This window comes from Gaoshiqia hydrogeniformans (assembly GCF_049347105.1).
GTDB lineage: Bacteria > Bacteroidota > Bacteroidia > Bacteroidales > Prolixibacteraceae > Gaoshiqia > Gaoshiqia hydrogeniformans.
In genome coordinates, this window is sequence record NZ_CP186334.1 from 1,137,785 (window position 1) to 1,160,813 (window position 23,029).

Genomic DNA, 23,029 nt, shown 5'->3' on the forward strand with positions numbered 1-23,029 from the left:
AAATCCTGTCAGCTATTCCGTATCCGGCACTAAGTTTATCCGGCTGAAAAACCGGAAACCGGTTCATTACGTCATTATTAAAAATGACGGGATTGCGCGTTGGCCTTCTGTACCGACCTATCTTTTTTCTATCTTTGGACGTAGAAAAAAAGAAACTAAAAGTAATCTTATTATGCAGACAATTGAAACTTATGATTTCAGCGGGAAAAAAGCGTTAATCCGTGTGGATTTTAATGTCCCGTTGAATGAAAATTTCGAAATCACAGATGATACACGCATGCGTGCTGCCGTACCAACCATCAAAAAAATAATGGAAGCCGGCGGTTCTCCTGTCATTATGTCTCACTTTGGCCGTCCGAAAAACGGACCCGAAGATAAATACTCCATGAAACACCTTTACAAACACCTGGCTAAGCTGCTGGGCGTTGATGTAAAGCTGGCTCCTGATTGTGTTGGCGCCGAAGTAAAAGCGATGGCCGCCGCCCTGAAACCGGGCGAAGTGCTGATGCTCGAAAACCTGCGCTTCCACAAAGAAGAGGAAAAAGGCGACGAAGCTTTTGCCGGGCAGCTGGCCGAGCTGGGCGACTGCTGGGTGAACGATGCTTTTGGTACCGCCCACCGGGCACATGCTTCAACCGCTGTCATCGCCAAATTTTTCCCGAACGACAAATTGTTTGGTTACCTGGTTGAAAGCGAAGTAGAAAGCCTTGACAAAGTGGTGGCTAAACCGGTCCGCCCGTTAACGGCAATCATGGGAGGCGCCAAAGTTTCGACCAAAATCACCATCATTGAAAACATGCTGAATAAGGTCGACAACCTGATCATCGGCGGCGGCATGATTTTCACCTTCGTCAAAGCGCTGGGCGGAAATATCGGCTCGTCGCTCTGCGAAGACGAGTACCTGGAACTGGCAAGAACGATCGTTGAAAAAGCAAAAGAAAAAGGCGTCAACCTGGTGATTGCTTCAGACTGTGTGGCTGCCGACAAATTTGCCAATGATGCCAATACCGAAGTGTGTGCTGCAGGTAATATTAAAGACGGCTGGATGGGCCTGGACGTGGGCCCCGCCACGATTGCCAAATTCAAAGAAGTGATCAGCAACTCAAAAACTGTTCTCTGGAATGGCCCTGCCGGCGTATTTGAAATGGAAAACTTTGCCGCCGGTACAAAAGCAATTGGCGACGCCATTGTTGAAGCAACGAAAAAAGGAGCCTTCACCCTGGTGGGCGGTGGCGACTCGGTAGCTGCCGTAAACAAATTCGGCATTGCCGAACAGGTGTCTTACATCTCAACTGCAGGCGGCGCGATGCTCGAAACCCTGGAAGGAAAAGTGTTGCCGGGTATTGCAGCTGTTCGCGGCGAATAACAACCGACACAAAAACATATAGGAGCCCGGGGAGGAAAGATCTTCGGGTTTTTTTATTCCTGATATTCGTCAAAACAGTTTAACTTTTAACAAAAAGATTATGGACAAAGCACAATTAGCCATTGAAGTATTCAGGGAACTAAATTGCAGCCAGTCTGTCCTTTCGGCTTTTGCCAACGACCTTAACCTGGATCAGGAAACCGCCCTGAAAATAGCCAGCGGGTTTGGCGGAGGAATGGCTTGCGGCGAAACCTGCGGCGCGGTCACCGGCGCCTATATGGTCATCGGGTTAAAACACGGCCACAGCTCCGCCGATCCCGATGCCAAAGCGGCTACCAAAGAAAAGATCAGGCGTTTCAGTCACCTGTTCACTCAAACACACGGCAGTCTGGTGTGCAAAGAACTGCTCGGCATCAACATTTCCACTCCCGAAGGAAATGCGGAAGCCAAAGAACGGGATTTGTTTCAGACCCATTGCCCCCGTTTTATCGAAACAGCCTGCCGGATTATCGAAAAGGAATTCTAAAAAGAAAGGCGCCTGTAAAGCCTGCAGATCAGAGCGATGCTCTTCCGGCTTTACCTGCGCCTTCGTCCTAACAGGTTAATTCGAACCGATCCGGTTTAGTCCTCCCGGAAGCTGTCTTCCGGAACAATCCCAAGCATCTTTTTTATCCGGTAATTAATGCGGATTGTCAGCAAATACATCACCGGAGCTAACAGCAGGGTCAGAAAGGTCGCAAAAGTCAAACCGAAAATAACGGTCCACGACATCGGTCCCCAAAAAGCCACACTTTCGCCTCCCAGCGAGAAATCCGGGTCAAAGTGGGTGTAAAGCGATATAAAATCGAAGTTAAACCCAACGGCTAAAGGAACCAGACCAAGCACCGTGGTGATCGCCGTCAGCAATACCGGGCGCAACCTGGTTTTTCCTGCAATCACCAGGCACTCAATTTCTTCTTTCACGGCAAGAAAAGCGCCCTCGCTCAGGCCATGTTCTTCCCGTTTCCGCTGCCGTGTCAGGTCAATATAATCGATCAGTACGATCCCGTTGTTCACCACGATACCAGCCAGCGAAATGATCCCGATGCCGGTCATGATGATCACGAACTCCATTTTGAAAACGGCCAGCCCGAGGAACACGCCAATTGTACTGAACACAACCGTAGCAATAATAATAACCGGCCTGATAAACGAGTTGAACTGGGTAACCAGGATCAGTCCGATCAGGGCTACAGCAATCAACAGCGCAAATATCAGAAACTCGCTGCTTTCGTCCTGCTCCTGTTGCTCGCCGGTAAAAGCATAATCGTAGCCCGCCGGCATGTTGTAGTTTGACAGCACCTGGCGGATGCGCTCGTTGATGACGTTTGCATTATATCCTTCCACCACATTCGACGATATGGTGATCACCCGTTTGTGGTTAATCCGGTTTACTTTGTCGTAAGTCGACGAATATTCAAAATCAGCTACGGCCGAGATCGGGATTAACTTCCCTTCAACCAGCAGTTTCTGGTTCATCAGGGTCGAAACATCATTCCGGTATTCTTCTTTTAGACGGATAAAAATGTCGTATTCATCCTCTCCGTCTTTAAAATCGCCCACATCATAACCGTAAAGCGAGTTTCGCAGGGTCATCGCGATCAGCCTGGTCGATAGTTCATAACGCCGCGCCCGTTCGCGGTCAACTTTCACCAGCATCTCGGGCTGGTGAATATTGATATCCAGCTTTAATTCATCGATACCGGCAATATTATCATCGTTGATCATGTTGATGAAATCGTCCGTGATCTTAATCAGTTGGTTAAAATCGTCACCGGTTACTTCAATGTTTATCGGCGCTCCCACAGGCGGGCCTTCATCTTCTTTCTCTACAAATATTTTTGCACCAACAAAACCCGCAAAATTAGCCGACAATTCCTGCATGATCTTAGACGTATTAATGCCGCCGCGCAGTTTGTATTCTTCAAACGAAATCGAAGTCAACGATTTATTCGGACTCACCGAGCTTTCGAACATCTGCCCTTTCCCGGTACCCACCGAGGTAGTCACCGATTTCACAATGTGCATGTACGGCTCAATCGTTTTATTAATAATGCCCTCAACCCGGCGTGATACCTCATCTGTCCGGTCGATGGAAGTACCCAGCGGAAGCTCCATGGTCACATAAATAGTTTGCGGATCGGTATCCGGGAAAAAGACCACACTCGGGCTTCGGTAACCGTAGAACCAAATTGACACGATCAGTAAAACAAAGGTCCCCATAAAATACAGGACCGGTCTTTTTCCTGTTAAGGCGCTACGCAACTGACGTTCGTAGAAGTTTTCGAGCCACACCAGGAACCTGGTTTGAAACCACCGGGCCAGCGGCCTGAATGCCAGCACATTCAACACCATCAACAGCGCAATGGTCGCCAGGATATTACCCAGCAGATAAATACCGGAAACATAAAACACAACCGAAACACCTGCGAAAATAGCCGCCCGCTTAACCGTTTTTTTCCAGTCAACTTTCACCCGGATATCGTCAATCTTCATGAATTTCGCAATAAACGGCGGATTTAGGACCAACGCGACAAATAAGGACGATGCCAAAACGATGATCAGGGTTTTGGGCAGGATGCTCATAAATTCGCCCACAATACTATCCCAGAAAATCAGCGGGAAGAACGCCGCCAGGGTGGTTAAGGTAGACGAAATAATCGGGAAAGCTATCTCGCTCACGCCTCTTTTAGTCGCTGTCAGCAGGGAATAGCCCTGCGAATGAAGCCGGTACACATTTTCGACCACCACAATGGCATTATCGACCAACATCCCCAGCGCCAAAATCAAACTGTACAAAACCATGCTGTTTAAGGTAACAGACGACTGGTCGAGTATTATAAATGACAAAAACATGGAGATCGGGATCGCCAGGCCCGAGAAAAGGGCATTGCGGAACCCAAGAAACAGGAACAATACAAAGATCACCAGGATCATCCCCAGGATGATGCTGTTTTCCAGGTTGGCAATTTCGTTCCGGATGTAGGTCGACATATCATCGGTCACCACGATTTCGAGGTTTCCGGGCAAATATCCCAGCCGGACCTGGTCTTTGAGCACCTGGTTGACCTTTTCGGTAGCCTCCAGGATGTTAGCCCCACTCCGCTTGGTAACTGCCAGGGTGACAACCGGTTTGTTATTCAACCGCGAAATAGTCGATTTTTCTTTGTAGCCATCAACCACATCTGCTACGTCGCGTACATAAACCGGCTTGCCGTTGTTCAGCATGATAATCGTGTTTTCAATCTGATCCATGCTGGTATAGTCGGCTTCAGTACGGACAACGCGCCGGGTTTCGTTGGCTATAAATTCACCCGCGCCAATGGTCACATTTTCTTCCTGCAGCGCAAAAGCAATGTCGTCGTAAGAAATGCCCCGCGCTTCCATCTTAAACGGGTCGACATTAACCTGGATTTCACGTTCGTCGATTCCCCGGATGGTTGCTTCAGATACTTCGCTCAGACTTTCAAACTCGTCCTGAAGGATTTCGGCGAATTTTTTTAACTCGCGCATACTGAAATCACCTGAGATATTTACATTCAGGATTGGAAATTCAGAAAAATCAAGATCCATCACCAGCGGATCATCCTCCAGGTCGCCCGGCAAATCCGAGCGCGCCTTGTCCACGTTATCTTTAGTATCCTGAAGCGCCTGTTTGATTTCCACGCTGGTATTGAATTCAACCACAATCGTGCTTACGTCCTGATACGAGGCCGACGACACTTTTTTCACCCCGTCCATGCCTTTCAATTGTTTTTCGATCGGCCGGGTAATCAGGTTCTCAATATCCACAGGCGAATTGCCCGGATAAATGGTTTGGACGAAAATATAGGGGATAACAATCTCGGGAAAGGTTTCCCGGGGCATGCTATTGTATGAAAACAATCCGAAAAACACCAACATCCCGGTCAGAATAAACACCGTGGTCCGATTCTTCAGGGCCAGGTAAGTTGGCTTAAATTTTCGATGTATATGTTGCGTATTATCGCTCTGATGTTCTTTATCCATGTTACCTTGTTTTACAGCAAATAAAATTTGGAATACTTAGTTTGCCCTGACAGCCGATCCGTCAAACACCTGGCTGAAACCTTCGGAAATAACTTCCATCCCCGCTGTCAGACCTTCGCGTACTTCGGTTACATTGTTGTCCGATACGCCCGGGTTCACGTAAATCTTTTTAGCAGCCAGGTACTTCCCGTTGTTCTCGGCAATAAAAGTGTATTTACCTTTAAAGTCCTCTTTTATCAGCAACGACGGAATAACAATCGCCTGGTCGGCCACATAATCCCTGATTTTTACCACGGCGTCCATATTGGGTTTGATCAGTTTATCGCTGTTTTGAAGATCGAGCCGGATACGGAATGTCCGGTTGCCCGGATCGATGTAATTCCCGATTTGGCGGATTTTTGTGCTGACGCTTCTGCCGATTGAAGGGAAGTTCACCAGAACATCGTCGCCCTCCTTGATTTTTGTCAGGTAAGCCTCGGTAACATCGGCATAAATCTTAATTCTTTCGATGTTGACCAATTTGCCAAAAGGTATTTGCGGACTGGCAATCTGTCCCTGCTTCTGATAAATAACATCGATGATACCATCTACAGGCGCTTTAATGATCGACATATCCTGCTGGGCCATCAGTCCTTCCAGTTGCCGCTCCAGCGATTCTTTAGCCGATTTGGCCTGGAGGTACTGCAATTCGGAGCCAATGTTCTGGTCCCACAATTTTTGCTGACGATCGAAGGTGGTTTTTGCCAGCTCCAGGTTGATTTTCACTTCCTCGATGGTTCGGTTGATGGGTTCGGAGTTCAGAACTGCCAGCACGGCGCCCTTGGCAACACGCTGGCCTTCTTTTACTTTAATCTCAAGGATCTGACCCGAACCTTCGGGACTTACATTAACTTCCTGGTCGGCCTCAACACTGCCGGTTACTTCAAAAAAATGTTCAAAGAACCGGGGTTCAACCCGGTTGAGCACAACTTCAACATATTCAATATCAGCCGCCTCTTTTAATTCCCGCTCCAAAAGAGCAATTTTCTGCTCGAGCTGATGCAGTTCCTGTTTGTACCCGTTCAATTCTTTTCGTTTCGCTTCGGCGCTGTTATCCGGAGTACCGGAACAAGCGGCCAGTAAGGCTGCAAGAGCAAATACTCCGATCCGGTTCAATTTTTTCATTGTTGTTACGTCTATTGTTTTCATTGTCTTCTTATTTTCCGGTTGCTTTATCAAGGTTAATCTTATAATTTAACAGCTGCATAACCGAGGACACCCAGGCCCCCTGGCTCTGGATGTACTGGCTTTCTGTTTGTGCCAGTTCGGTGCTGCTTACCATTCCGTTGTTATATTTAATCACGGTTTTATCCAGTATTTTTTTTGCCAGCATTTTATTGTCCTCATCATTTTTCAGTTGATCAACAGCGCTTTCCACATCGGCCACCGCTGTCAGATAATCTTTTTGTAAGGATTGAACGGCCAACTTTTGGTCGTTGACCGACTTTTCGTAGGCAAACTCGGCCTGCCTGACTTTGGCCATTCGCTCGCCGGCCGAGAAAATCGGAACGGAAATATTGACCCCAAGCATGGATGACTTAAACCAGGGGACACTGTTTTTAAACAAATTGGCGCTGTCTCCAAATGACGATTTATTCCAGTTGTAAAAAGCGCTGATTTTAGGCAAATAGGCCGACTTTTCGAGCAACAGAAGTTTTTGGCTCGCTTCCCGCTGGGTGTCCAACATCCGGTAATCGATGTGGATGCTGTGGTCGAAGCCGGGAACATGCTCATCTTCGGCCAGGATCGGCTGCAAAAAATCATCCAGCTGATCGGTCAGTTCAACCGTCAATTCCATATCAACTCCCATCGTGTACTTCAACACAGTCCCGGCAACCCTGATTTCCCGTTCCGCTTTTAATACCTCATTTTCGGCCCGCTGAACCAACAGGCGCATTTGATCGGCATCCTGCTCTTCAACAAAACCCTGCGTGTACATCGCTTTTGTCTCAGTTTCCAGCTTCCGGGAGTTGGTCAGGTTTTCCTTCATAACCGCCAGATTTTCTGTTGCAATAAGAGTCAAATAATAGGCTTGTTCAACTGCATAATTTATTTCAATTTCTGTTTTCTCCTTTGCTTGCTCAGCCAGTTGAAGATAAATTTTAGCTGAACCGACTCCAACGATATAAGATCCGTCAAATATTGTTTGACTAACAGCAACTCCCCAGTTTGAATAATATTTTTGCGCAAAAGCAAGAGGATAATTACTTGTTATTGGAGTGTCGTCTGGTATACCCAGGAATGGCCAGTAATCTTTAGGAATGATGGCAACCGGCATAGGCGACTTCGTCGCATCAATATTTTTGGTATAATCTGCCGACCCGTTAATCTGGGGCAATCCGGTAGCAATTGTTTCCCAAACCTTCTTCCGCGCAGACAACACATCAACCCCGCTGTTCCGAACTACATAAGAATTCTTCAGGGCGTAGACTTTCGCCTCCTCCAAAGAAAACTTAAGTGCGTTCTGGGCGCTCACCGTTCCTCCGGCCAACAGGCAAAAGAGTAAGGGAACTAATTGTCTCAACTTAGTTTTCATTCTGAACATTGTTTAATTGTTGTTTAAAGTATTCTAGTCCTTTTTCTGTACAAATCCCATGAAAATGATAATCAACAGCCGTGTCAAACAATTTGATCGCACGAACTTCTTCTTCTGAAAACAAGCCATTATCCGGATTAAAAATGAACAGGAATCGCCCGACAATCAAGCGCGAAATAAAATCGCTGTCCAATTCTTCACGAAATAAACCTTCCTGTTTTCCCTGCTCCATTAACGCGAAATGATCTTCGTAAATCTTATCTCTTTTAAATGCGAGTACTTTGCGGTAAACACGGGGATAGAACTTTCTTAAATCAAAATCCACGTTATTCTGAATCAACCTGAGTGTTTTCACAATATGCGCCCTGATGTTCAGTACCCGGTCAATCGCATTTTCTCCGGTTTCGTGGGTAATCCGGAAATCCGGATTATTCATAAAAAAAACATCAACAACCTGGCGAACCAGATCTTCTTTGTCTTTAAAGAATTGGTACAATGTTTTTTTTGAGATTCCCAACTCAAGGCAGATATCGTCCATGGTTACACTACGGATGCCGGATCGCAAAAAAAGTTGACCGACTTCCTTCAGGATGATTTCTTTTCTGTCTTCTATCATACCTGCAAATGTATGCTCATTTCCTCACATGGAAACTATTGCCACATTAAAAGTTTCCTAAGTTTACGTTAAGAAATAAGCAGAATCCAATCGCAAAATAATCGTTCAAAAGTATTTCATCCATGTAAAAAACTGTTAACAGGAATCGGTAAACGACGAAATAATACCGAGGAATGGAGAATTTGAGCCGGAAAGTAGCCTGCAATCCGGTATTCTGTCCGAATTAAGCCGGGTTAAACAGGCATTCGGCAATTCTCAGATCGGTCGGGAAGGTAATTTTAATGTTTTCCGGATTGCCGTCCACCAGGTTAATCTTCACGCCCATTGCCTCGCAAACCGAAGCATCATCGGTAAAGGCCGGGATTTCCGGTTGCCGGTAGGCTTCTTTGATCAGCCGGTTTTGAAAAGTTTGCGGTGTTTGAACTAAACGGAACTGATTCCGGTCGGCATGACAGCTTTCTTCCTGCTCAACCTGTCTCAACGATTCAACAACCGGGACAACCGGGAGCGCATTGCCTTTTTCCAAAGCCATCCGCTCACAGTTCTTTATCGTTTGAAAAGAAACCAGGGGCCTGACGCCATCATGGATAAAAACGAGGCCTTCGTCCGGGAGTTCCGCCAGGCCATTCTTCACCGACTGAAACCGGCTTGCACCACCCGGCACCAATTGATGCTTCAGGCGAAACCCGTATTTCATGCATAAAGCGCTCCAGGCGTCAAACTGATTATCGGGCAACACCACCAGCAAATGCACCGAAGAATCATACGATATAAAAAGCTCCATCGTCCTCATCAGAATTGGCTTACCCAACAGTTCCATAAACTGTTTTGGCCGTTCGCCTCCCATCCGGCTGCCGGAACCACCGGCGACAATCAATGCAAACTTTTCCATGATGTTGAATGTTAACGACAAAAATAACAATCCATCCCGTTCCATCTCTAAATCAACGTGCATTTTGTTTGATTAAGTCAGCCAAAAAACTTCCGGGAGGTTCATGCTTATCGACAACTAAAAAGATTTAATTTTGTTTTGTTCACACTGAAAGCAAACCAAATAAACATCAAAAAAACAGTTAAAACGATGGAAACATTACTCGAATTTTTAACCGCTCTCCTAAAAAACAACAACAAGGAATGGTTTGACGACAACCGCAGCCGGTACGAAGAGAATCGCGACAAAATGCTTTTTCTTACGGAAATCCTGATCGGAGAAATCCGGAAGTTTGATCCGGATATCCCGATGATCAGTCCGAAAGAATGTTTGTTCCGTATTTTCCGGGATGTTCGCTTTTCGAATGACAAAACTCCCTACAAAACCCATTTTGGAAGTTTCATTGCCAACGGCGGGCGAAAAAGTTTACGGGCCGGCTATTACGTCCACATCGAACCGGGTAATTCTTTTCTGGGCGGCGGAATTTGGTGCCCTCCGGCAGAACAGTTGAAAGCGATCCGCTTCGAGATCGTGGACCATGCCGACGGATTGAAAGAAATACTGAACGACCGGGATTTTAAAAATTATTTCAGCGGGATTGAAGGCGAGAAGCTGAAAACCGCGCCAAAAGGTTTTGACAAAGATTTCGGAGATGTCGACCTGTTAAAATACAAATCCTATACGTTTGGAATCCCAGTAAGCGACAAACAACTGCTGAACGGCGATCTGGTCGATTATTCCGTGAAGGTGTTCCGCGAATTATACAAAGCCAACCGTTTTTTAAATGCCGCCTTGGATAAATGGGCGTAAACGTGTGTTTCGAAGAATACTGAAACAACCAAAAAATATGTCGTTCGTTGGTAGAAAGCCTATGTTTCGCACAAAAAACACATTCATTCATTTAAATTTTTTAAAAGTGGGGTTACTTATTTCCGCTTCCCCGGATAAATGGTAGGTTAGTTTCTTCCCAATCAACCCATTTCGCAAAAGAAGCCGGTGGAATTCTCCCCGGCTTCTTTTATTTTTCAGTATATATTACTCTTTATCAGGCAAAAAAAGACTGAATCTGCTTATTTAATTTCCCCGCTTTTAATTAACCATTCAGCAATCTGAACAGCATTCAGCGCCGCTCCTTTTTTAATTTGATCGCCCACACACCAAAAGGTCAGGCCTTTGGGGTTTGTAATGTCTTTGCGTAAACGTCCGACATAGACATCATCCTGCCCGGCCACAAACAAAGGCATCGGGTATTCTTTGTTTTGCGGATTGTCGATAACCGTAAGTCCGTCAAACCGGTCAAAAGCGTCACGTACCTGTTCTACCGATAAGGCTTCTTCGGTTTCGATCCAAATTGCCTCGGAGTGCGAGCGGGCAACCGGAACACGTACACAGGTAGCGCTCACCTCGGCTTCGGTGTGCATAATTTTCTTAGTCTCCCAGTTCATCTTCATTTCCTCTTTGGTATAGTCATTATCGAGAAATACATCGATATGAGGAATGATATTCATAGCCAACTGGTACTGAAATTTGCTGACCGTCGGTTCATCGCCATTCGCCAGTTGCTTGGTTTGCTCTTCCAACTCGGCAATTCCCTGAGCACCGGCGCCGCTCGCAGCCTGATAAGTGGCTACATGTATTCTGGTGATTTTCGACAGGTCGTTAATGGGTTTCAGGGCAACCACCATCTGTATGGTCGAACAGTTTGGATTGGCAATAATATTACGCGGACGATTTCTGGCATCCTCCGGATTCACTTCAGGAACAACCAAGGGAACATCAGTATCATACCGGAATGCGCTGGAGTTATCAATCATAACAGCCCCGTATTTGGTAATGGTCGATGCAAATTCCTTTGAGATAGACGCGCCTGCGGATGTTAAAGCGATATCGATATCCTTAAAATCATCATTGTGCTTTAATTCCTTGACTGTCAGTTTTTTTCCATTAAACACATACTCGGCGCCGGCGCTTCTTGCCGACCCGAATAACACCAACTCGTCCAGTGGAAAATCCCGTTCTGCCAGTACATTCAGAAACTCCTGGCCCACCGCGCCACTTGCACCAACAACTGCAACTTTCATAATTAAAAAAATTTTGTTAATTTAATCTTCGTTTATAAATCCCTTCAGCTTAACGCATAAAGGTTCCAAAATTAGTAGTTTACTTTTAATTTTTTAGCAGATGAACACCAATAATTGGTTTTTTCTCATTCTACTTGTAAATTTCTTAACAATTGAAAGTTACGCCGGTTTTGTATGGACCGAAGAATTTAATCTTCCCAACAAAGGAACATGGGGAGATGCCGATGGTATTACTGTCCATACCGACCTGGAAGGCATCGATCAGTGGACACTGAATACCGTCTTCTGCGAGTTCACCGCCGAGAACGATTACGTGAAAACGGTTTCTACTTCGGGCGGACGTTTTGAGGCCCAGGACTGCGACGGGGAAGCCATCTGGATGTCGCGATGGATTTCGATTAAAAACAAATCCAATGTACGCTGCGAATTAACTGCCTGGGAGACCGGCAGCGGCAACACGGCAAGCCGAAAGTACCTGTATGTATTTTACCAACTGGACAACCAGCCGGAAACACTGTTTGAAAGCAACGGCATAAACGAGGGTAACTGGGGCGAGGCGCTTGCCAGTCAAAGCGGATTGAATGGCGATTCACTGCGGATCATCGTCAAACTAAACAGCAGTTATGCTTCCGATAAGGTTATTTTTGACCATGTAAGTGTCGAATCGGAAGATCCGCCCTTGCTTCCCGAAAACCTGGCGCAGGCAGGCGATATCCTGATCAACGAACTGCTGTTTAACCCCTACGCCGATGGATCCGATTTTGTAGAACTTTTCAACCGATCCGAAAAATCAATCCGGCTCGATCACCTTTTTATTGCTTCTCGCGACGGGAATCAGGAACTCAGGCAAATTTACGCCGTTTCGGCAGCGCCCGATTACATGGAGCCCGGAGCATATCTACTGCTTAGTGAAGACACCACCGGCATTCCGTTTTTTTATCTCCGCTCATGCCCCGAAAATTTTTGGCAAATGGAAAAACTCCCCTCGTACCCGAATGCATCCGGCTATGTGGTTTTGCTCGACGACTCGCTGAATGTAATTGATGAACTGGCCTACCGCGAAACCATGCACAACCCGCTTTTGGCCAACCGGAAAGGTGTTTCCCTTGAGCGGGTTTCAGCCGACCGGGAAAGCGACGATCCGGAGAATTGGTTATCGGCAGCGGCAGCAGTTGGTTTTGCCACACCCGGCTGTCCAAACTCCATGCAACTGCATCCCGAATATGTTCAGGCCGAAATACGCCTGGAACCCACCGTTTTTTCTCCGAATAACGATGGGTACCAGGATTACCTGAGTATACACTATCGATTGCCGGAACCCGACTACCGGGCCAATCTGAAACTATTCGACTCGCGCGGAAGCTATTTGCAGGACCTGGTAAAAAACGAAACAATCGGACAGGAAGGTGAATGGACCTGGACCGGAATGCTGGAAGACGGCAGCAAGGCCCGCATTGGCATTTATGTGATTTACATCGAGTTAATCAGCCCGACAGGACAAATCAAACAGATCAGGAAAAGCTGTACCTTAACCGACCGCTTATTTTGATAATAAATAAAAAACACCGCATTATGTAACAAAAGGACAAGGAATAAGACGTATCTTTCCATACACGAACAGCTGATTGCGAAACAGGCATCAACTTATTCTGAATGATTGAAATAAGCTCAACTAAAAAACCATTAAATGAAACTAAAGCTTTTGTACTTAACCTGGAAGGAGATCACCCGCTCATCCGCTTTCGGGAAAAGCGTTGCCACAAACATCATGCTCGGCTTTCTGGCCCTTTATTTTGGCCTGATTTTTTTTGCGCTGGGCCTTTCGTTACCGCAGATACTGAAAGAAAGGTATCCCGATTCAGATCCGGTTAGCGTATTTAACAGCCTGCTATTAATTTATTTCGCATTCGACCTGTTAATCAGGCAACTGCTTCAAAGCCTGCCAACCATCAGCTTTAAACCCCTGATCGTGTTGAACATCCGGCGCCGCGAGATCTCACGTTACCTTTTATTTCGTTCCGCTTTTCACTTTTTCAATTTTTTGCCCCTTTTCCTCCTTGTGCCTGTTTGTTTCACCCTGGCAGCGCCGGGCCATCCGGGTACAAACGTACTGGTATGGCTTACCGGACTGGTTCTGATGATATTCACCAATCATTTTCTTTCGCTGTACCTGAAATGGTGGATCAACGAGAGCAGTTACGGAATTTATCTTTTTATCGCGGTTTTTGCATCGCTGTACGGATTGAACCATTTCGGTCTGGTTGATTTTAGCGGCACATTTGGCCGGTTCTTCGACGTCGTTCTGGAACAACCCGCTCTCGCTTTTTTGCTAATCCCCGCTCCCACATTGTTTTATTGGATGAACGACCGCTACCTTCAGCGGAAACTATACCTCAACCTGATTGAAAACAACCAAAAAACCTCCGTGATCCGCGATTTCTCGTGGATGAACAGGTTCGGCGATTACGGCAAATTTATTTCACTTGAAGTCAGGATGATTTGGCGGAACAAACGCCCGCGCTCCCAATTCGTGATGACGGTTATTTTTCTGCTGTACGGATTGATCCTTTATCAGGACAAGGGGCAAGGAATCCCGGAATTGATGCTGATTTTTGGAGGGTTGTTTATGGTTTCGATGTTTTCACTCTCCATCGGACAATTTTTCCCGGCCTGGCACAGTAACTATTTTTCCATGCTGATGTGCCAGAATTTTAAGATGAAGCAATTTCTGCAATCATTTTATTACATCAACGTGGTCGTATCGTTCATTTATTACCTGTTAACCTTACCTTATGCCCTGTTGGATACACGGGTTATCTATTTCCACACGGCCATGCTTTTTTATCACATTGGTGTAAACATGAATATAATCTTCATCTTCGGAAAATACAGCAAGCGGGCGCTCGACCTGAGCAACTCTTCGGTTTTTAATTACCAGGGCATGGGCGCCTCACAATGGTTGATCAGCTTTCCACTTATCGTTGGACCCATCCTGCTCTTCAGTCTCGCGAAATTAGCAACCGGCAGTACCGGGGCGCTGTTGTTCCTGGCAGGTCTGGGCCTGGCGGGCATCATCCTTCAGCCGCAACTGTTCGAATATTTTACAAAAGCATACCGGCAAAGAAAATACCAACTGATTAAAAATTATAAAAACTCATAGCCATGATTGAACTGATTGAACTGATCAAAGCCTATCAAAAAGAAATCGTACTCAATATTCCCGAACTTAAAATCAGTAAAGGAGAACTATTTGGCATTGTAGGAAACAACGGCGCCGGGAAAACCACCTTATTTAACCTCATCCTCGACCTGATTGTTCCCTCCCGGGGCCGGATCATCAATAACGGCATCCCGGTAAACGAATCGGAAGACTGGAAAACCTTCACCGGATCATTTATTGACGAAAGTTTTACAATCGGCTACCTCACTCCTGATGAATATTTTAGTTTTATCGGGGAGTTACGCGAAATGAACAAAGCCGACCAGGAAAATTACCTGGCTGAATTTGACGATTTCTTTAGCGGTGAAATACGGGGTAAAAAGAAATTTATCCGCGACCTGTCAAAAGGAAACCAGAAAAAAGTTGGTATTGCCGCGGCCATGATGGGGAAACCGGAGCTCGTGATCCTGGATGAACCTTTTGCCAACCTCGACCCCAGTTCGCAGTTTAAACTCAGGGCGTTGATCCGCAAACATGCTTTGCTGAACGGAACCACCTTCCTGATCTCGGGCCATACCCTGGATAACATCACAGATGTTTGCACCCGTATCGTGATCCTCGAAAAAGGTAAAATTGTAAAAGATGTTCCCAAAACAGAATCGACCTTACAGGAAATAGAAGCATTTTTTGGATGCGTGAAGGAACCGGGAGTTTTTAGTCTCGATTAAATTCTTCAGCAAAACCAAACCGGTGCCGGTTTTCTGTCTAACAACAGCTTCAGAACCATACTTCTTCTTCCATCGTTTGGAAACTTGCACGGACTGAACATCGTATAATTCATTGAAAAATATCCGATTAAAATCAGTAACCCATGAACCGTGTTCATCTCCTCCTGCGAGGAATATCCCTTCCGACAAATGTGGCAACGAACTATTTTGATGCGTCAAAACAAACAATTTAATGTACCTCAGTATCATTGATCACGTATTAAAAGAGCCAAAATGGAAACTAAAAAATATCCAAGTGTCGATATGGACCGGTACCACAACATTTTTGTTGAAATTGGTCTGATTGTGGCTTTGGGCATTTGTTTACTCGCTTTTGAATGGAAATCGACAATTAAGGAAACCAGCCAACTGGGCGCCGCAACGGTACAGGAAATCGAAAATGAAATGATCCCGATTACCCGGCAGGAACAGGTGAAACCTCCGGAACCGCCACCTCCGCCCAAAGTCATCGAAGTGCTGAACATTGTTGCCAACGATACAGAAATCGAAGTTGAGCTGAATATTGAAGATACCGAAGCCGACCGCGCAACAGCCATCGACATCACACCGGTTATGACGGCCTTCAGTAAAGAGAAAGAAACCGAAGATGATTCTCCCATCTTTTTCATCGTGGAAGAAATGCCCGAGTTCCCCGGCGGAGAAATGGCATTGCGCAAGTTTATTGCAAATTCCATCAAATATCCGGTGGTCGCACAGGAAAACGGCGTGCAGGGAAAGGTTTATGTCAATTTTGTAGTAGGCAAAGATGGACGGGTTACCGATGCACGGGTAATCCGCAGTGTAGATCCGGCCCTGGACAAAGAAGCATTACGGGTCGTAAACAGTTTGCCTCTTTGGAAACCAGGCAGACAACGGGGAGAACCCGTCAGGGTATCGTTCAGTGTACCTATAAGTTTCGTATTGCAATAAACGCAATCCAACATGAAATTGCTTTTCTGGAAACCTCTCCTCCCGAGAGGTTTCTTTTTTTGTAGCCGTCTTTTATTTTCAACCTGTAAATCGGGCTGACAGCTCCCGGTTTTCCGGATTCAGGCTTATCTTTGTGCTTCAGCTCTCAATGCAGCACAATGAGTAGAATCACCGGTCTTACCTATATAGAAGCTTGTGGTATTTCGTTGAAAAGCGGACTGTCAACAATTCTTTCAGACATCAATCTGAAAATCAAACAAGGTGAATTACTGGCCATTACCGGAAACTCGGGAAGCGGGAAAACCACCCTGGGCCGGCTCCTGAGCGGAAAAATTGCGCCTTCGCACGGCAGCCTGACGCTTGCTCCGGGTTTAATCCGGCTGATGGTTGACCAGCAGGACCATTTTATGTCGCTTTCGGGCAGACGAAGTACCTACTACGGCCAGCGATACGAAAACCAGGGAATGGAAAACACCCCGACCGTTCTGGCCTACTTGCAGGCAATCCATGAAAAATCGGCGAAAGCTGCCACTGCAATCACGGTCAGCCGGCTTATGAAACAAATGCAAATTAACCACCTGGCCGAAAGCAAACTATTGCAGCTTAGCAACGGCGAACGCAAGCGGACCCAACTGGCCGCAGCTCTGTTGCAAAACCCCGACGTACTGATCCTTGATCAGCCTTTTATCGGTCTGGACGCCGCCTCGCGCGACAACCTGAGTTTGCTGTTACACCGCCTGACAAAAAACGGAATTTCACTGGTCGTTATCTGCTCTCCCGCCCACATTCCCCCGGGCGCCACAAGGGTGATTGAGATCCATGCCGGAAGAATTTTACAACAGGTTGATGCCGCCGTCTACAAACCGGCATTTCCGGGGACTGTCTTTGACCTGAATAAAACCGCCCATGAGTTATTCCGTATTTTACCACCGCCCGGAGACACGTTCACCGAAATCGTCCGCATGAAAAATGTGCATGTAACGATTGGCGGAAAAGAAATCCTGAAAAACATCAACTGGCAGGTAAAAAGCGGCGAACACTGGGCGCTGCTCGGCCATAACGGCGCAGGAAAAACCACCTTGCTCAGCCTGATTACCGCCGACAACCCGCAGGGATATGCCAACGACCTGCTTTTATTCGACCGGAAACGGGGGAGCGGCGAAAGTATCTGGGACATCAAAAAACGAATTGGTCTTGTGTCGCCCGAGTTGCACCTCTATTTTTTGAGGGGAGAAGGCATCTTTAACACCATCCCCGGCTTGAATAACCAGCCGCACACGCCATACGATTCCCTCTCCTGCCTGGATGTAATGGTCTCCGGCTTTCGCGACGAGATTGGATTCGCATCGGCGCCCACCGACCTGCAACACGACCTGGCCAAAGCCTGGTTTTCGATTCTAAAACTGGAGCACCTGAACAGCCGGCTGTTTATGCAGGCATCGCTTGGCGAACAACGATCGCTGTTGCTGGCACGCGCGCTGATTAAATCGCCGTCCCTGCTGATCCTGGATGAACCCTGCCAGGGGCTCGACCCGGATCAAACCCGGCATTTTGTGCATTTAATCGACGAAATTTGCACGCAACTGCCAACCACCCTGATTTACGTAACCCACCTTCGTGACGAAATTCCGGTTTGTGTAAACCAACTCCTGCTCCTTGAAAACGGGCAAGCCAAACACTGCGGATTCTGGTCAAATCGTGAAATTTAAGACCGAAGGCTGATTATTACTTTCTTTTCGAAAATTAACATTGCTATTTTTGTACATCAATCTAAAATAAACAGAGCCATGAAGAACTTTTTTGTAAAATCGCACGGGCTGGGAAATGATTACATCGTTGTCAGCCGTCACGACATCAGTTTTGAACTCACCGAAAAAAATATCCGCACGGTTTGCGATGTTCATTACGGCATTGGCTCCGACGGCATTTTAGTGCTGACAAACTCCGATAAAGCCGACTTCGGCCTGCGCATCCTCAACCCGGACGGGTCGGAAGCCGAGAAAAGCGGAAACGGCCTGCGTATTTTTGCCAAATACCTGTTCGACTACGGATATGCCAAATCGGCTTCATTCACCATCGAAACACTTGGGGGACTGGTTAATGCCGAAATCATTGAGCAGGAAAAAGGGAAAGCACGCACCATTAAGGTTGATATGGGCAGCGCCGTATTCGAAGCGAAAAACGTTCCGGTAAAAAGCACACTCGCAGAATGCCTGGATGAAGAACTTCAACTGGACGGAAAAAGCTACCTGATCAATTGCGTGTCGGTTGGAAACCCGCATTGTATTATTGTGAAAGACGAATTATCGGTCGACGAGATCATGCAGTACGGTCCGCAAATCGAAAATCACCCGAAATTCCCGAACCGCATCAATGTGCAGTTTGCCAAAGTGGTTTCGCCCGATGTGATTGAAATTCTGATTTGGGAACGTGGCGCAGGTTACACGCTGGCTTCAGGAAGCTCGTCGAGCGCGGTGGCCGCTATGATGGTGAAAAAAGGCCTCGCCAACCGAAAACTAACCCTCCGTATGCCGGGAGGAGAATTAAAGCTTCAGATTGAAGAAGACTGGCAAATTCATATGACCGGCGAAGTCCGCGAGATTGCATCCGGCTATTTCAGCAACGAGTTGCTCGATCACCTGAACAGTTGATGCTCCCGTCAGAAAAAATCAACTTGCAAGATTCGGTTTTCATGAACAAAACCGGCCAAAATTTGTCAAATCTCTGTTAATTGGCACGTATAAATATTGAATTAAAAGAAAAGGGCTTTTTTTAATTAATATCTTTGCCCTTTCTTCAAACTAAAAATGAATATGATCGGGAAAAAATTACCCTTTACAAAAGAACAGATTGAGCAAATCATAGAAAACCATCCGACCCCTTTCCACATTTACGATGAAAAAGGAATGATGGAATACGCGCGAAAATTCAACGAAGCTTTTTCGTGGAACGAAGGTTTTAAGGAGTATTACGCCATCAAGGCTGCTCCCAACCCGTTTTTGATGAAACTGCTCCGGAAAGAAGGCTTCGGCATCGACTGCAGTTCGATGGCCGAGTTGGTGCTGGCTGAACGGCTGGGCATGCATGGCGAAGAAATCATGTTCACGTCGAACGATACCCCCGCTTATGAATATCAAAAAGCTGTTGAACTGGGGGCCATCATCAACCTGGACGACCTGAAACACATCCCGTACCTGGAAACTCACGTTGGCTTACCCGAATTGGTTTGCTGCCGTTACAATCCCGGCGCGCTTAAAGAGGGCAATATCATCATCGGGAATCCCGAAGAATCGAAATACGGATTTACCCGCGAACAATTATTCGAAGGCTACAAGCTATTGAAAGATAAAGGTGTGAAACGTTTTGGCCTTCACACCATGGTGGCTTCGAATGAGCTGGATGCCGACTATTTTGTTGAAACAGCAGAAATTGTATTCGATTTGATTGCTGAAATATCAAAAGAAGTTGGAATTCGGTTTGAATTTGCCAACCTGGGCGGCGGCATCGGTATACCGTATAAAAGTGAACACAAACCGGTTGACCTGTACCGGGTAAGCGCCGGAATTAAAGAACGCTACGAAAGACTAATTGAAGCCAACGGACTCGCCCCGCTGAAAGTTTTCTTCGAGTCGGGACGCGTTATTACCGGGCCTTTTGGATTCCTGGTTTCCAAAGTGCTTCATATTAAAGAAACTTATAAAAAATATGCAGGCCTCGATGCTTGTATGGCTAACCTGATGCGCCCAGCCCTGTACGGCGCTTACCACCACATCACCGTGATGGGCAAGGAAAACCAGCCGCACAAATTGTTGTACGATGTCACCGGATCGCTCTGCGAAAACAATGACAAATTTGCCATCAACCGGTTGCTGCCGGAGATTGAACCCAACGATATTGTGGTGATTCACGATACCGGGGCGCACGGCCATTCCATGGGTTTCAACTACAACGGCAAACTTCGTTCGGCCGAGTTGCTGCTGCGCGAAAACGGCGAAGTGGTGGAAATCCGCCGCGCCGAAACCCTCGACGACTACTTTGGCACCCTCAATTTTGACGCCCTGCCTGCATTTGAATAAAACGGCTTGCCTGGCTCCTCATACAAAACCCTGAACTTGCTGTTATCCGGCAACTTCAGGGTTTGTTGTTTATCTGGGCAAATCCTTCCGCAGGTTTTTACGCTTAGTACAATAATTTTCCCAGATTGTCGAAACGCTTCTGGTAATCGTCCATCGAATGCCGGATCACCTCAAGGGCTTCGTCAACCCCATAGGTATGGGTTATCTCGGTGTCTTTGTCTTTCCCCGGCATATCTTTATAGGTCAGAAAATAGTGCTTCAGACGTTCCACCACAATCGATGGCAGATCGTTTACGTCTTTATAACCTTCATAAACCACGTCGTTATTCAGGACCGCGATAATTTTATCATCGGCCTCATTCCCGTCGATCATCCGGAACCCGCCAATCGGACGGGCATGAACCAGGATATCGCCGTGGGTAATGTCTTTTTCGGTTAACACGCAAATATCAATCGGGTCGCCGTCGCCGCGAATTCCGGTTTTGCCGGTTTTTTGCATGCAATATTCTCCGACCGCGCCGCCGCAAAACGTTTGCGGGATAAACCCATATAAAGCCGGGACCACATTGGAGTACTTCTGGGGACGATCGATACGCAGGTAACCACTGTCTTTATCGATCTCATACTTAACCGTATCGGTAGGAACCACCTCGATGAAGGCCGTTACTTTTTCGGGGGCATCTTTTCCAATAGCAACTCCATGCCAGGGATGCGATTTATAACGCAGTCCCATCAGCCTCCCGATGGGATCAGACAATCTGTCTACCATAACTTTTGTTTTAAAACTGTACACTAAAACCCGGCACAAATCAAATTGTTTCCGGCTTCCTCAAAATTCCCCGCAAAAATAAAAAAGCCTGCCGGATATTTTCATTAAAAATCAGACAGGCTAAAAAAACCAATCAATCAATACATTTAAACCGTCCAGGTATCAGACGCAGCCCTTCTCCCAATCCGGTCAACAGCAACCACCTGGTATTCATCACCCGGTTTAGCCTGCCGGTCGCGGTACTTACTTTTGTCTTTTGTTACAATCGGCATATGATTGATTTTATAGACCCCCTTCCCGTTTTTTACGATTTCGTAATGGCTTACCGGTTCGTCACCCGCATAAGCGATGCGCCACGAAAGTTCAACCAGCGTGTCGTTATGGATAAACTCCACATCATTGGGAGCGCTTAATTCGTTTGCACCAATCTGAAAGTAGTTGGCTTTTCCGTCTTTTGCTTTTAAACCAAGCTCCTCATAACTTCTTCGTATGGACTCAGGCAAACCATCCGGTTCAATCTGCGCGGCATAAAAGTTCTGCACCATCTGGCATTTCATCGGATCATCATCAATGTGCCCGATACCGATAATGGCGGTATGTACTCCCGGCGTTGTCAGTGAATATTCGACCAGCGGCCGGCTGGGTATGGCCGGGGTACCCACCCGCGAAACCACGTCGGCCGGGTTGTTCGACCATTTTGCCTCTTTGTCGTACATGGCGCCATCGGCAAATACTTTCATGGCAATGATGCCCATTCCTTTTTCACGGGCAAGCGGAATGGCGTTGTACTGCATATTAAACATACGCCGGTCGTTAACATTAATGGCGACCAACATGGCGTCCAGGATATCGAAGCTGTCTCGCTGGATCATCTCCATCATCACCGGAGCGCTGTAATGCCCGGAGAAACCGATGTGTTTGACCAGCCGTTCATGATCGGGATTCAGTCCCGTGAGGTTAGTTCCGTCGCGATAATCGCGTAAAGCCACGAATGCGCCAAAGTCACCCTCCGGGTCAAGCGGCGTTTCCAATCCTTTAAACAGCACATCCACCTCGTCCATGAAATTGAGGTTATGCGCCAGGATCATATCTACATAAGCGCCTTTGGGATAATTTCCTTTACCGTCGCCAAACATCTGCGAAAGCGAACGTTTCAGATCGCCAACGGCTCCCATACCATGATCGCCGTTTGTCCAGTTCCGAACGGTATCTGAGCCTGCCGGGAAATTATTGTTTCCCCACCGGATATGCGTTTTGGTAGTGATGAAAACGGATTGCCTCAGACTAAAATTATACTCCGGCACCCCCGGAATCAGGTTCAGTTGCCGGAATGCCTTTCCGAAGTTCAGCTGGCTGGGACCATACAGGTTAGAAGTATCAAAGTAGTTAATCCCCATGTTGAAAGCTTTCAAAATGATCGCTACCGGATCGACCCCTTCGGGTGTCCATTGCAGCGAAGCCTGCCCGCCAAGACCCAGCGTGGTTACTTCAAAATCGATCTTACCAAACTTCCGTTTCATAGGAACTGGCAATTGGCTGATCGCAAAATTATCAAGAGGAAGGAAAGTTGCACCTGCGGTTGTCGCGGCAGAAATCTTAATAAAGTTCCTGCGATTCAGTTGAAAAGGTTTTTCTTTTTCCATGCTGACTGGTTTATCTCTTAAAGTTACAACGAAAAATCGTTAATATCCACAAGCAGAACCAGATAAAA

The 23,029-nt window shown here is 46.7% G+C and carries 18 protein-coding genes and 1 pseudogene; 10 read left to right on the plus strand and 9 right to left on the minus strand.

All coding sequences use genetic code 11. The annotated features are described in order from the left end of the window. Positions 1 to 172 precede the first annotated feature (172 nt). Positions 173 to 1,366, plus strand: a complete 1,194-nt coding sequence (locus tag ACOIT5_RS04740; RefSeq protein WP_423129320.1) for a phosphoglycerate kinase — start codon at positions 173 to 175, stop codon at positions 1,364 to 1,366. Between the two features lie 100 nt (positions 1,367 to 1,466). Continuing rightward, a complete protein-coding gene (locus tag ACOIT5_RS04745; RefSeq protein WP_423129321.1) occupies positions 1,467 to 1,892 on the plus strand; it encodes a C-GCAxxG-C-C family protein in 426 nt (141 codons plus the stop codon). A gap of 95 nt (positions 1,893 to 1,987) precedes the next feature. Here the strand turns inward: ACOIT5_RS04745 and ACOIT5_RS04750 are convergent, their stop codons facing one another. From ACOIT5_RS04750 to ACOIT5_RS04770, 5 genes are all read right to left on the minus strand, one after another. Beyond that, positions 1,988 to 5,413, minus strand: a complete 3,426-nt coding sequence (locus ACOIT5_RS04750) for an efflux RND transporter permease subunit (protein ID WP_423129322.1) — start codon at positions 5,411 to 5,413, stop codon at positions 1,988 to 1,990. A gap of 36 nt (positions 5,414 to 5,449) precedes the next feature. Beyond that, entirely contained in the window at positions 5,450 to 6,601 is a 1,152-nt protein-coding gene (locus tag ACOIT5_RS04755; protein WP_423129323.1) for an efflux RND transporter periplasmic adaptor subunit, read from the minus strand. A gap of 7 nt (positions 6,602 to 6,608) precedes the next feature. After that, the gene (locus tag ACOIT5_RS04760; RefSeq protein WP_423129324.1) at positions 6,609 to 7,988 is read right to left on the minus strand and encodes a TolC family protein; all 1,380 of its coding nucleotides are present in this window, start codon (positions 7,986 to 7,988) and stop codon (positions 6,609 to 6,611) included. Further along, the gene (locus tag ACOIT5_RS04765; RefSeq protein ID WP_423129325.1) at positions 7,978 to 8,604 is read right to left on the minus strand and encodes a TetR/AcrR family transcriptional regulator; all 627 of its coding nucleotides are present in this window, start codon (positions 8,602 to 8,604) and stop codon (positions 7,978 to 7,980) included. Before ACOIT5_RS04765 ends, ACOIT5_RS04760 begins: the two co-directional genes overlap by 11 nt. 223 nt (positions 8,605 to 8,827) lie before the next feature. Further along, a complete protein-coding gene (locus tag ACOIT5_RS04770) occupies positions 8,828 to 9,559 on the minus strand; it encodes a 2-C-methyl-D-erythritol 4-phosphate cytidylyltransferase (protein WP_423129326.1) in 732 nt (243 codons plus the stop codon). Positions 9,560 to 9,685: 126 nt separating this feature from the next. Here ACOIT5_RS04770 and ACOIT5_RS04775 point away from each other — a divergent pair, with 126 nt between their 5' ends. Then, positions 9,686 to 10,345 carry a DUF2461 domain-containing protein gene (locus ACOIT5_RS04775; protein ID WP_423129327.1) on the plus strand — a complete coding sequence of 220 codons (660 nt, stop codon included), beginning with the start codon at positions 9,686 to 9,688 and terminating at the stop codon, positions 10,343 to 10,345. Positions 10,346 to 10,605: 260 nt separating this feature from the next. Here the strand turns inward: ACOIT5_RS04775 and ACOIT5_RS04780 are convergent, their stop codons facing one another. Further along, positions 10,606 to 11,616, minus strand: a complete 1,011-nt coding sequence (locus ACOIT5_RS04780) for an aspartate-semialdehyde dehydrogenase (protein WP_423129328.1) — start codon at positions 11,614 to 11,616, stop codon at positions 10,606 to 10,608. A 100-nt stretch (positions 11,617 to 11,716) separates the two neighbouring features. On the opposite strand from ACOIT5_RS04780, the gene ACOIT5_RS04785 reads away from it, so the two are divergent. The 7 genes from ACOIT5_RS04785 (at position 11,717) to ACOIT5_RS04815 (ending at position 20,549) form a co-directional block, all read left to right on the plus strand. Beyond that, entirely contained in the window at positions 11,717 to 13,165 is a 1,449-nt protein-coding gene (locus tag ACOIT5_RS04785; RefSeq protein ID WP_423129329.1) for a hypothetical protein, read from the plus strand. A gap of 138 nt (positions 13,166 to 13,303) precedes the next feature. After that, positions 13,304 to 14,776 carry a DUF5687 family protein gene (locus ACOIT5_RS04790; RefSeq protein ID WP_423129330.1) on the plus strand — a complete coding sequence of 491 codons (1,473 nt, stop codon included), beginning with the start codon at positions 13,304 to 13,306 and terminating at the stop codon, positions 14,774 to 14,776. Between the two features lie 2 nt (positions 14,777 to 14,778). After that, positions 14,779 to 15,504, plus strand: a complete 726-nt coding sequence (locus tag ACOIT5_RS04795; protein WP_423129331.1) for an ABC transporter ATP-binding protein — start codon at positions 14,779 to 14,781, stop codon at positions 15,502 to 15,504. A 273-nt stretch (positions 15,505 to 15,777) separates the two neighbouring features. After that, a complete protein-coding gene (locus ACOIT5_RS04800) occupies positions 15,778 to 16,473 on the plus strand; it encodes an energy transducer TonB (protein WP_423129332.1) in 696 nt (231 codons plus the stop codon). Between the two features lie 158 nt (positions 16,474 to 16,631). Next, positions 16,632 to 18,182, plus strand: coding sequence for an ATP-binding cassette domain-containing protein (locus tag ACOIT5_RS04805; RefSeq protein ID WP_423129333.1), 1,551 nt, complete (start codon positions 16,632 to 16,634; stop codon positions 18,180 to 18,182). A gap of 78 nt (positions 18,183 to 18,260) precedes the next feature. Continuing rightward, on the plus strand, positions 18,261 to 19,124 hold the full coding sequence (dapF, locus tag ACOIT5_RS04810) for a diaminopimelate epimerase (RefSeq protein ID WP_423129334.1): 864 nt from the start codon (positions 18,261 to 18,263) through the stop codon (positions 19,122 to 19,124). 162 nt (positions 19,125 to 19,286) lie between these two features. Further along, complete coding sequence (locus tag ACOIT5_RS04815) at positions 19,287 to 20,549, plus strand: diaminopimelate decarboxylase (protein ID WP_423129335.1); 1,263 nt, start codon at positions 19,287 to 19,289, stop codon at positions 20,547 to 20,549. Positions 20,550 to 20,652: 103 nt separating this feature from the next. Here the strand turns inward: ACOIT5_RS04815 and ACOIT5_RS04820 are convergent, their stop codons facing one another. The 3 genes and pseudogenes from ACOIT5_RS04820 to ACOIT5_RS04830 all read right to left on the minus strand — a co-directional run. After that, complete coding sequence (locus ACOIT5_RS04820) at positions 20,653 to 21,318, minus strand: inorganic pyrophosphatase (RefSeq protein ID WP_423129336.1); 666 nt, start codon at positions 21,316 to 21,318, stop codon at positions 20,653 to 20,655. A 146-nt stretch (positions 21,319 to 21,464) separates the two neighbouring features. Continuing rightward, positions 21,465 to 22,838 (minus strand): aldo/keto reductase, encoded by a 1,374-nt coding sequence (locus ACOIT5_RS04825; protein ID WP_423130606.1) that lies wholly within the window; start codon positions 22,836 to 22,838, stop codon positions 21,465 to 21,467. A gap of 45 nt (positions 22,839 to 22,883) precedes the next feature. After that, a pseudogene (locus tag ACOIT5_RS04830) lies at positions 22,884 to 22,961 on the minus strand (twin-arginine translocation signal domain-containing protein); the annotation flags it as partial. Positions 22,962 to 23,029 lie beyond the last annotated feature (68 nt).

Coding starts and splice junctions, on each gene's coding strand:
- ACOIT5_RS04740 (WP_423129320.1), top strand. CDS start 173: ATGCAGACAATTGAAACTTATGATTTCAGCGGGAAAAAAGCGTTAATC.
- ACOIT5_RS04745 (WP_423129321.1), top strand. CDS start 1,467: ATGGACAAAGCACAATTAGCCATTGAAGTATTCAGGGAACTAAATTGC.
- ACOIT5_RS04750 (WP_423129322.1), bottom strand. CDS start 5,413: ATGGATAAAGAACATCAGAGCGATAATACGCAACATATACATCGAAAA.
- ACOIT5_RS04755 (WP_423129323.1), bottom strand. CDS start 6,601: ATGAAAACAATAGACGTAACAACAATGAAAAAATTGAACCGGATCGGA.
- ACOIT5_RS04760 (WP_423129324.1), bottom strand. CDS start 7,988: ATGAAAACTAAGTTGAGACAATTAGTTCCCTTACTCTTTTGCCTGTTG.
- ACOIT5_RS04765 (WP_423129325.1), bottom strand. CDS start 8,604: ATGATAGAAGACAGAAAAGAAATCATCCTGAAGGAAGTCGGTCAACTT.
- ACOIT5_RS04770 (WP_423129326.1), bottom strand. CDS start 9,559: ATGCACGTTGATTTAGAGATGGAACGGGATGGATTGTTATTTTTGTCG.
- ACOIT5_RS04775 (WP_423129327.1), top strand. CDS start 9,686: ATGGAAACATTACTCGAATTTTTAACCGCTCTCCTAAAAAACAACAAC.
- ACOIT5_RS04780 (WP_423129328.1), bottom strand. CDS start 11,616: ATGAAAGTTGCAGTTGTTGGTGCAAGTGGCGCGGTGGGCCAGGAGTTT.
- ACOIT5_RS04785 (WP_423129329.1), top strand. CDS start 11,717: ATGAACACCAATAATTGGTTTTTTCTCATTCTACTTGTAAATTTCTTA.
- ACOIT5_RS04790 (WP_423129330.1), top strand. CDS start 13,304: ATGAAACTAAAGCTTTTGTACTTAACCTGGAAGGAGATCACCCGCTCA.
- ACOIT5_RS04795 (WP_423129331.1), top strand. CDS start 14,779: ATGATTGAACTGATTGAACTGATCAAAGCCTATCAAAAAGAAATCGTA.
- ACOIT5_RS04800 (WP_423129332.1), top strand. CDS start 15,778: ATGGAAACTAAAAAATATCCAAGTGTCGATATGGACCGGTACCACAAC.
- ACOIT5_RS04805 (WP_423129333.1), top strand. CDS start 16,632: ATGAGTAGAATCACCGGTCTTACCTATATAGAAGCTTGTGGTATTTCG.
- dapF (WP_423129334.1), top strand. CDS start 18,261: ATGAAGAACTTTTTTGTAAAATCGCACGGGCTGGGAAATGATTACATC.
- ACOIT5_RS04815 (WP_423129335.1), top strand. CDS start 19,287: ATGATCGGGAAAAAATTACCCTTTACAAAAGAACAGATTGAGCAAATC.
- ACOIT5_RS04820 (WP_423129336.1), bottom strand. CDS start 21,318: ATGGTAGACAGATTGTCTGATCCCATCGGGAGGCTGATGGGACTGCGT.
- ACOIT5_RS04825 (WP_423130606.1), bottom strand. CDS start 22,838: ATGAAACGGAAGTTTGGTAAGATCGATTTTGAAGTAACCACGCTGGGT.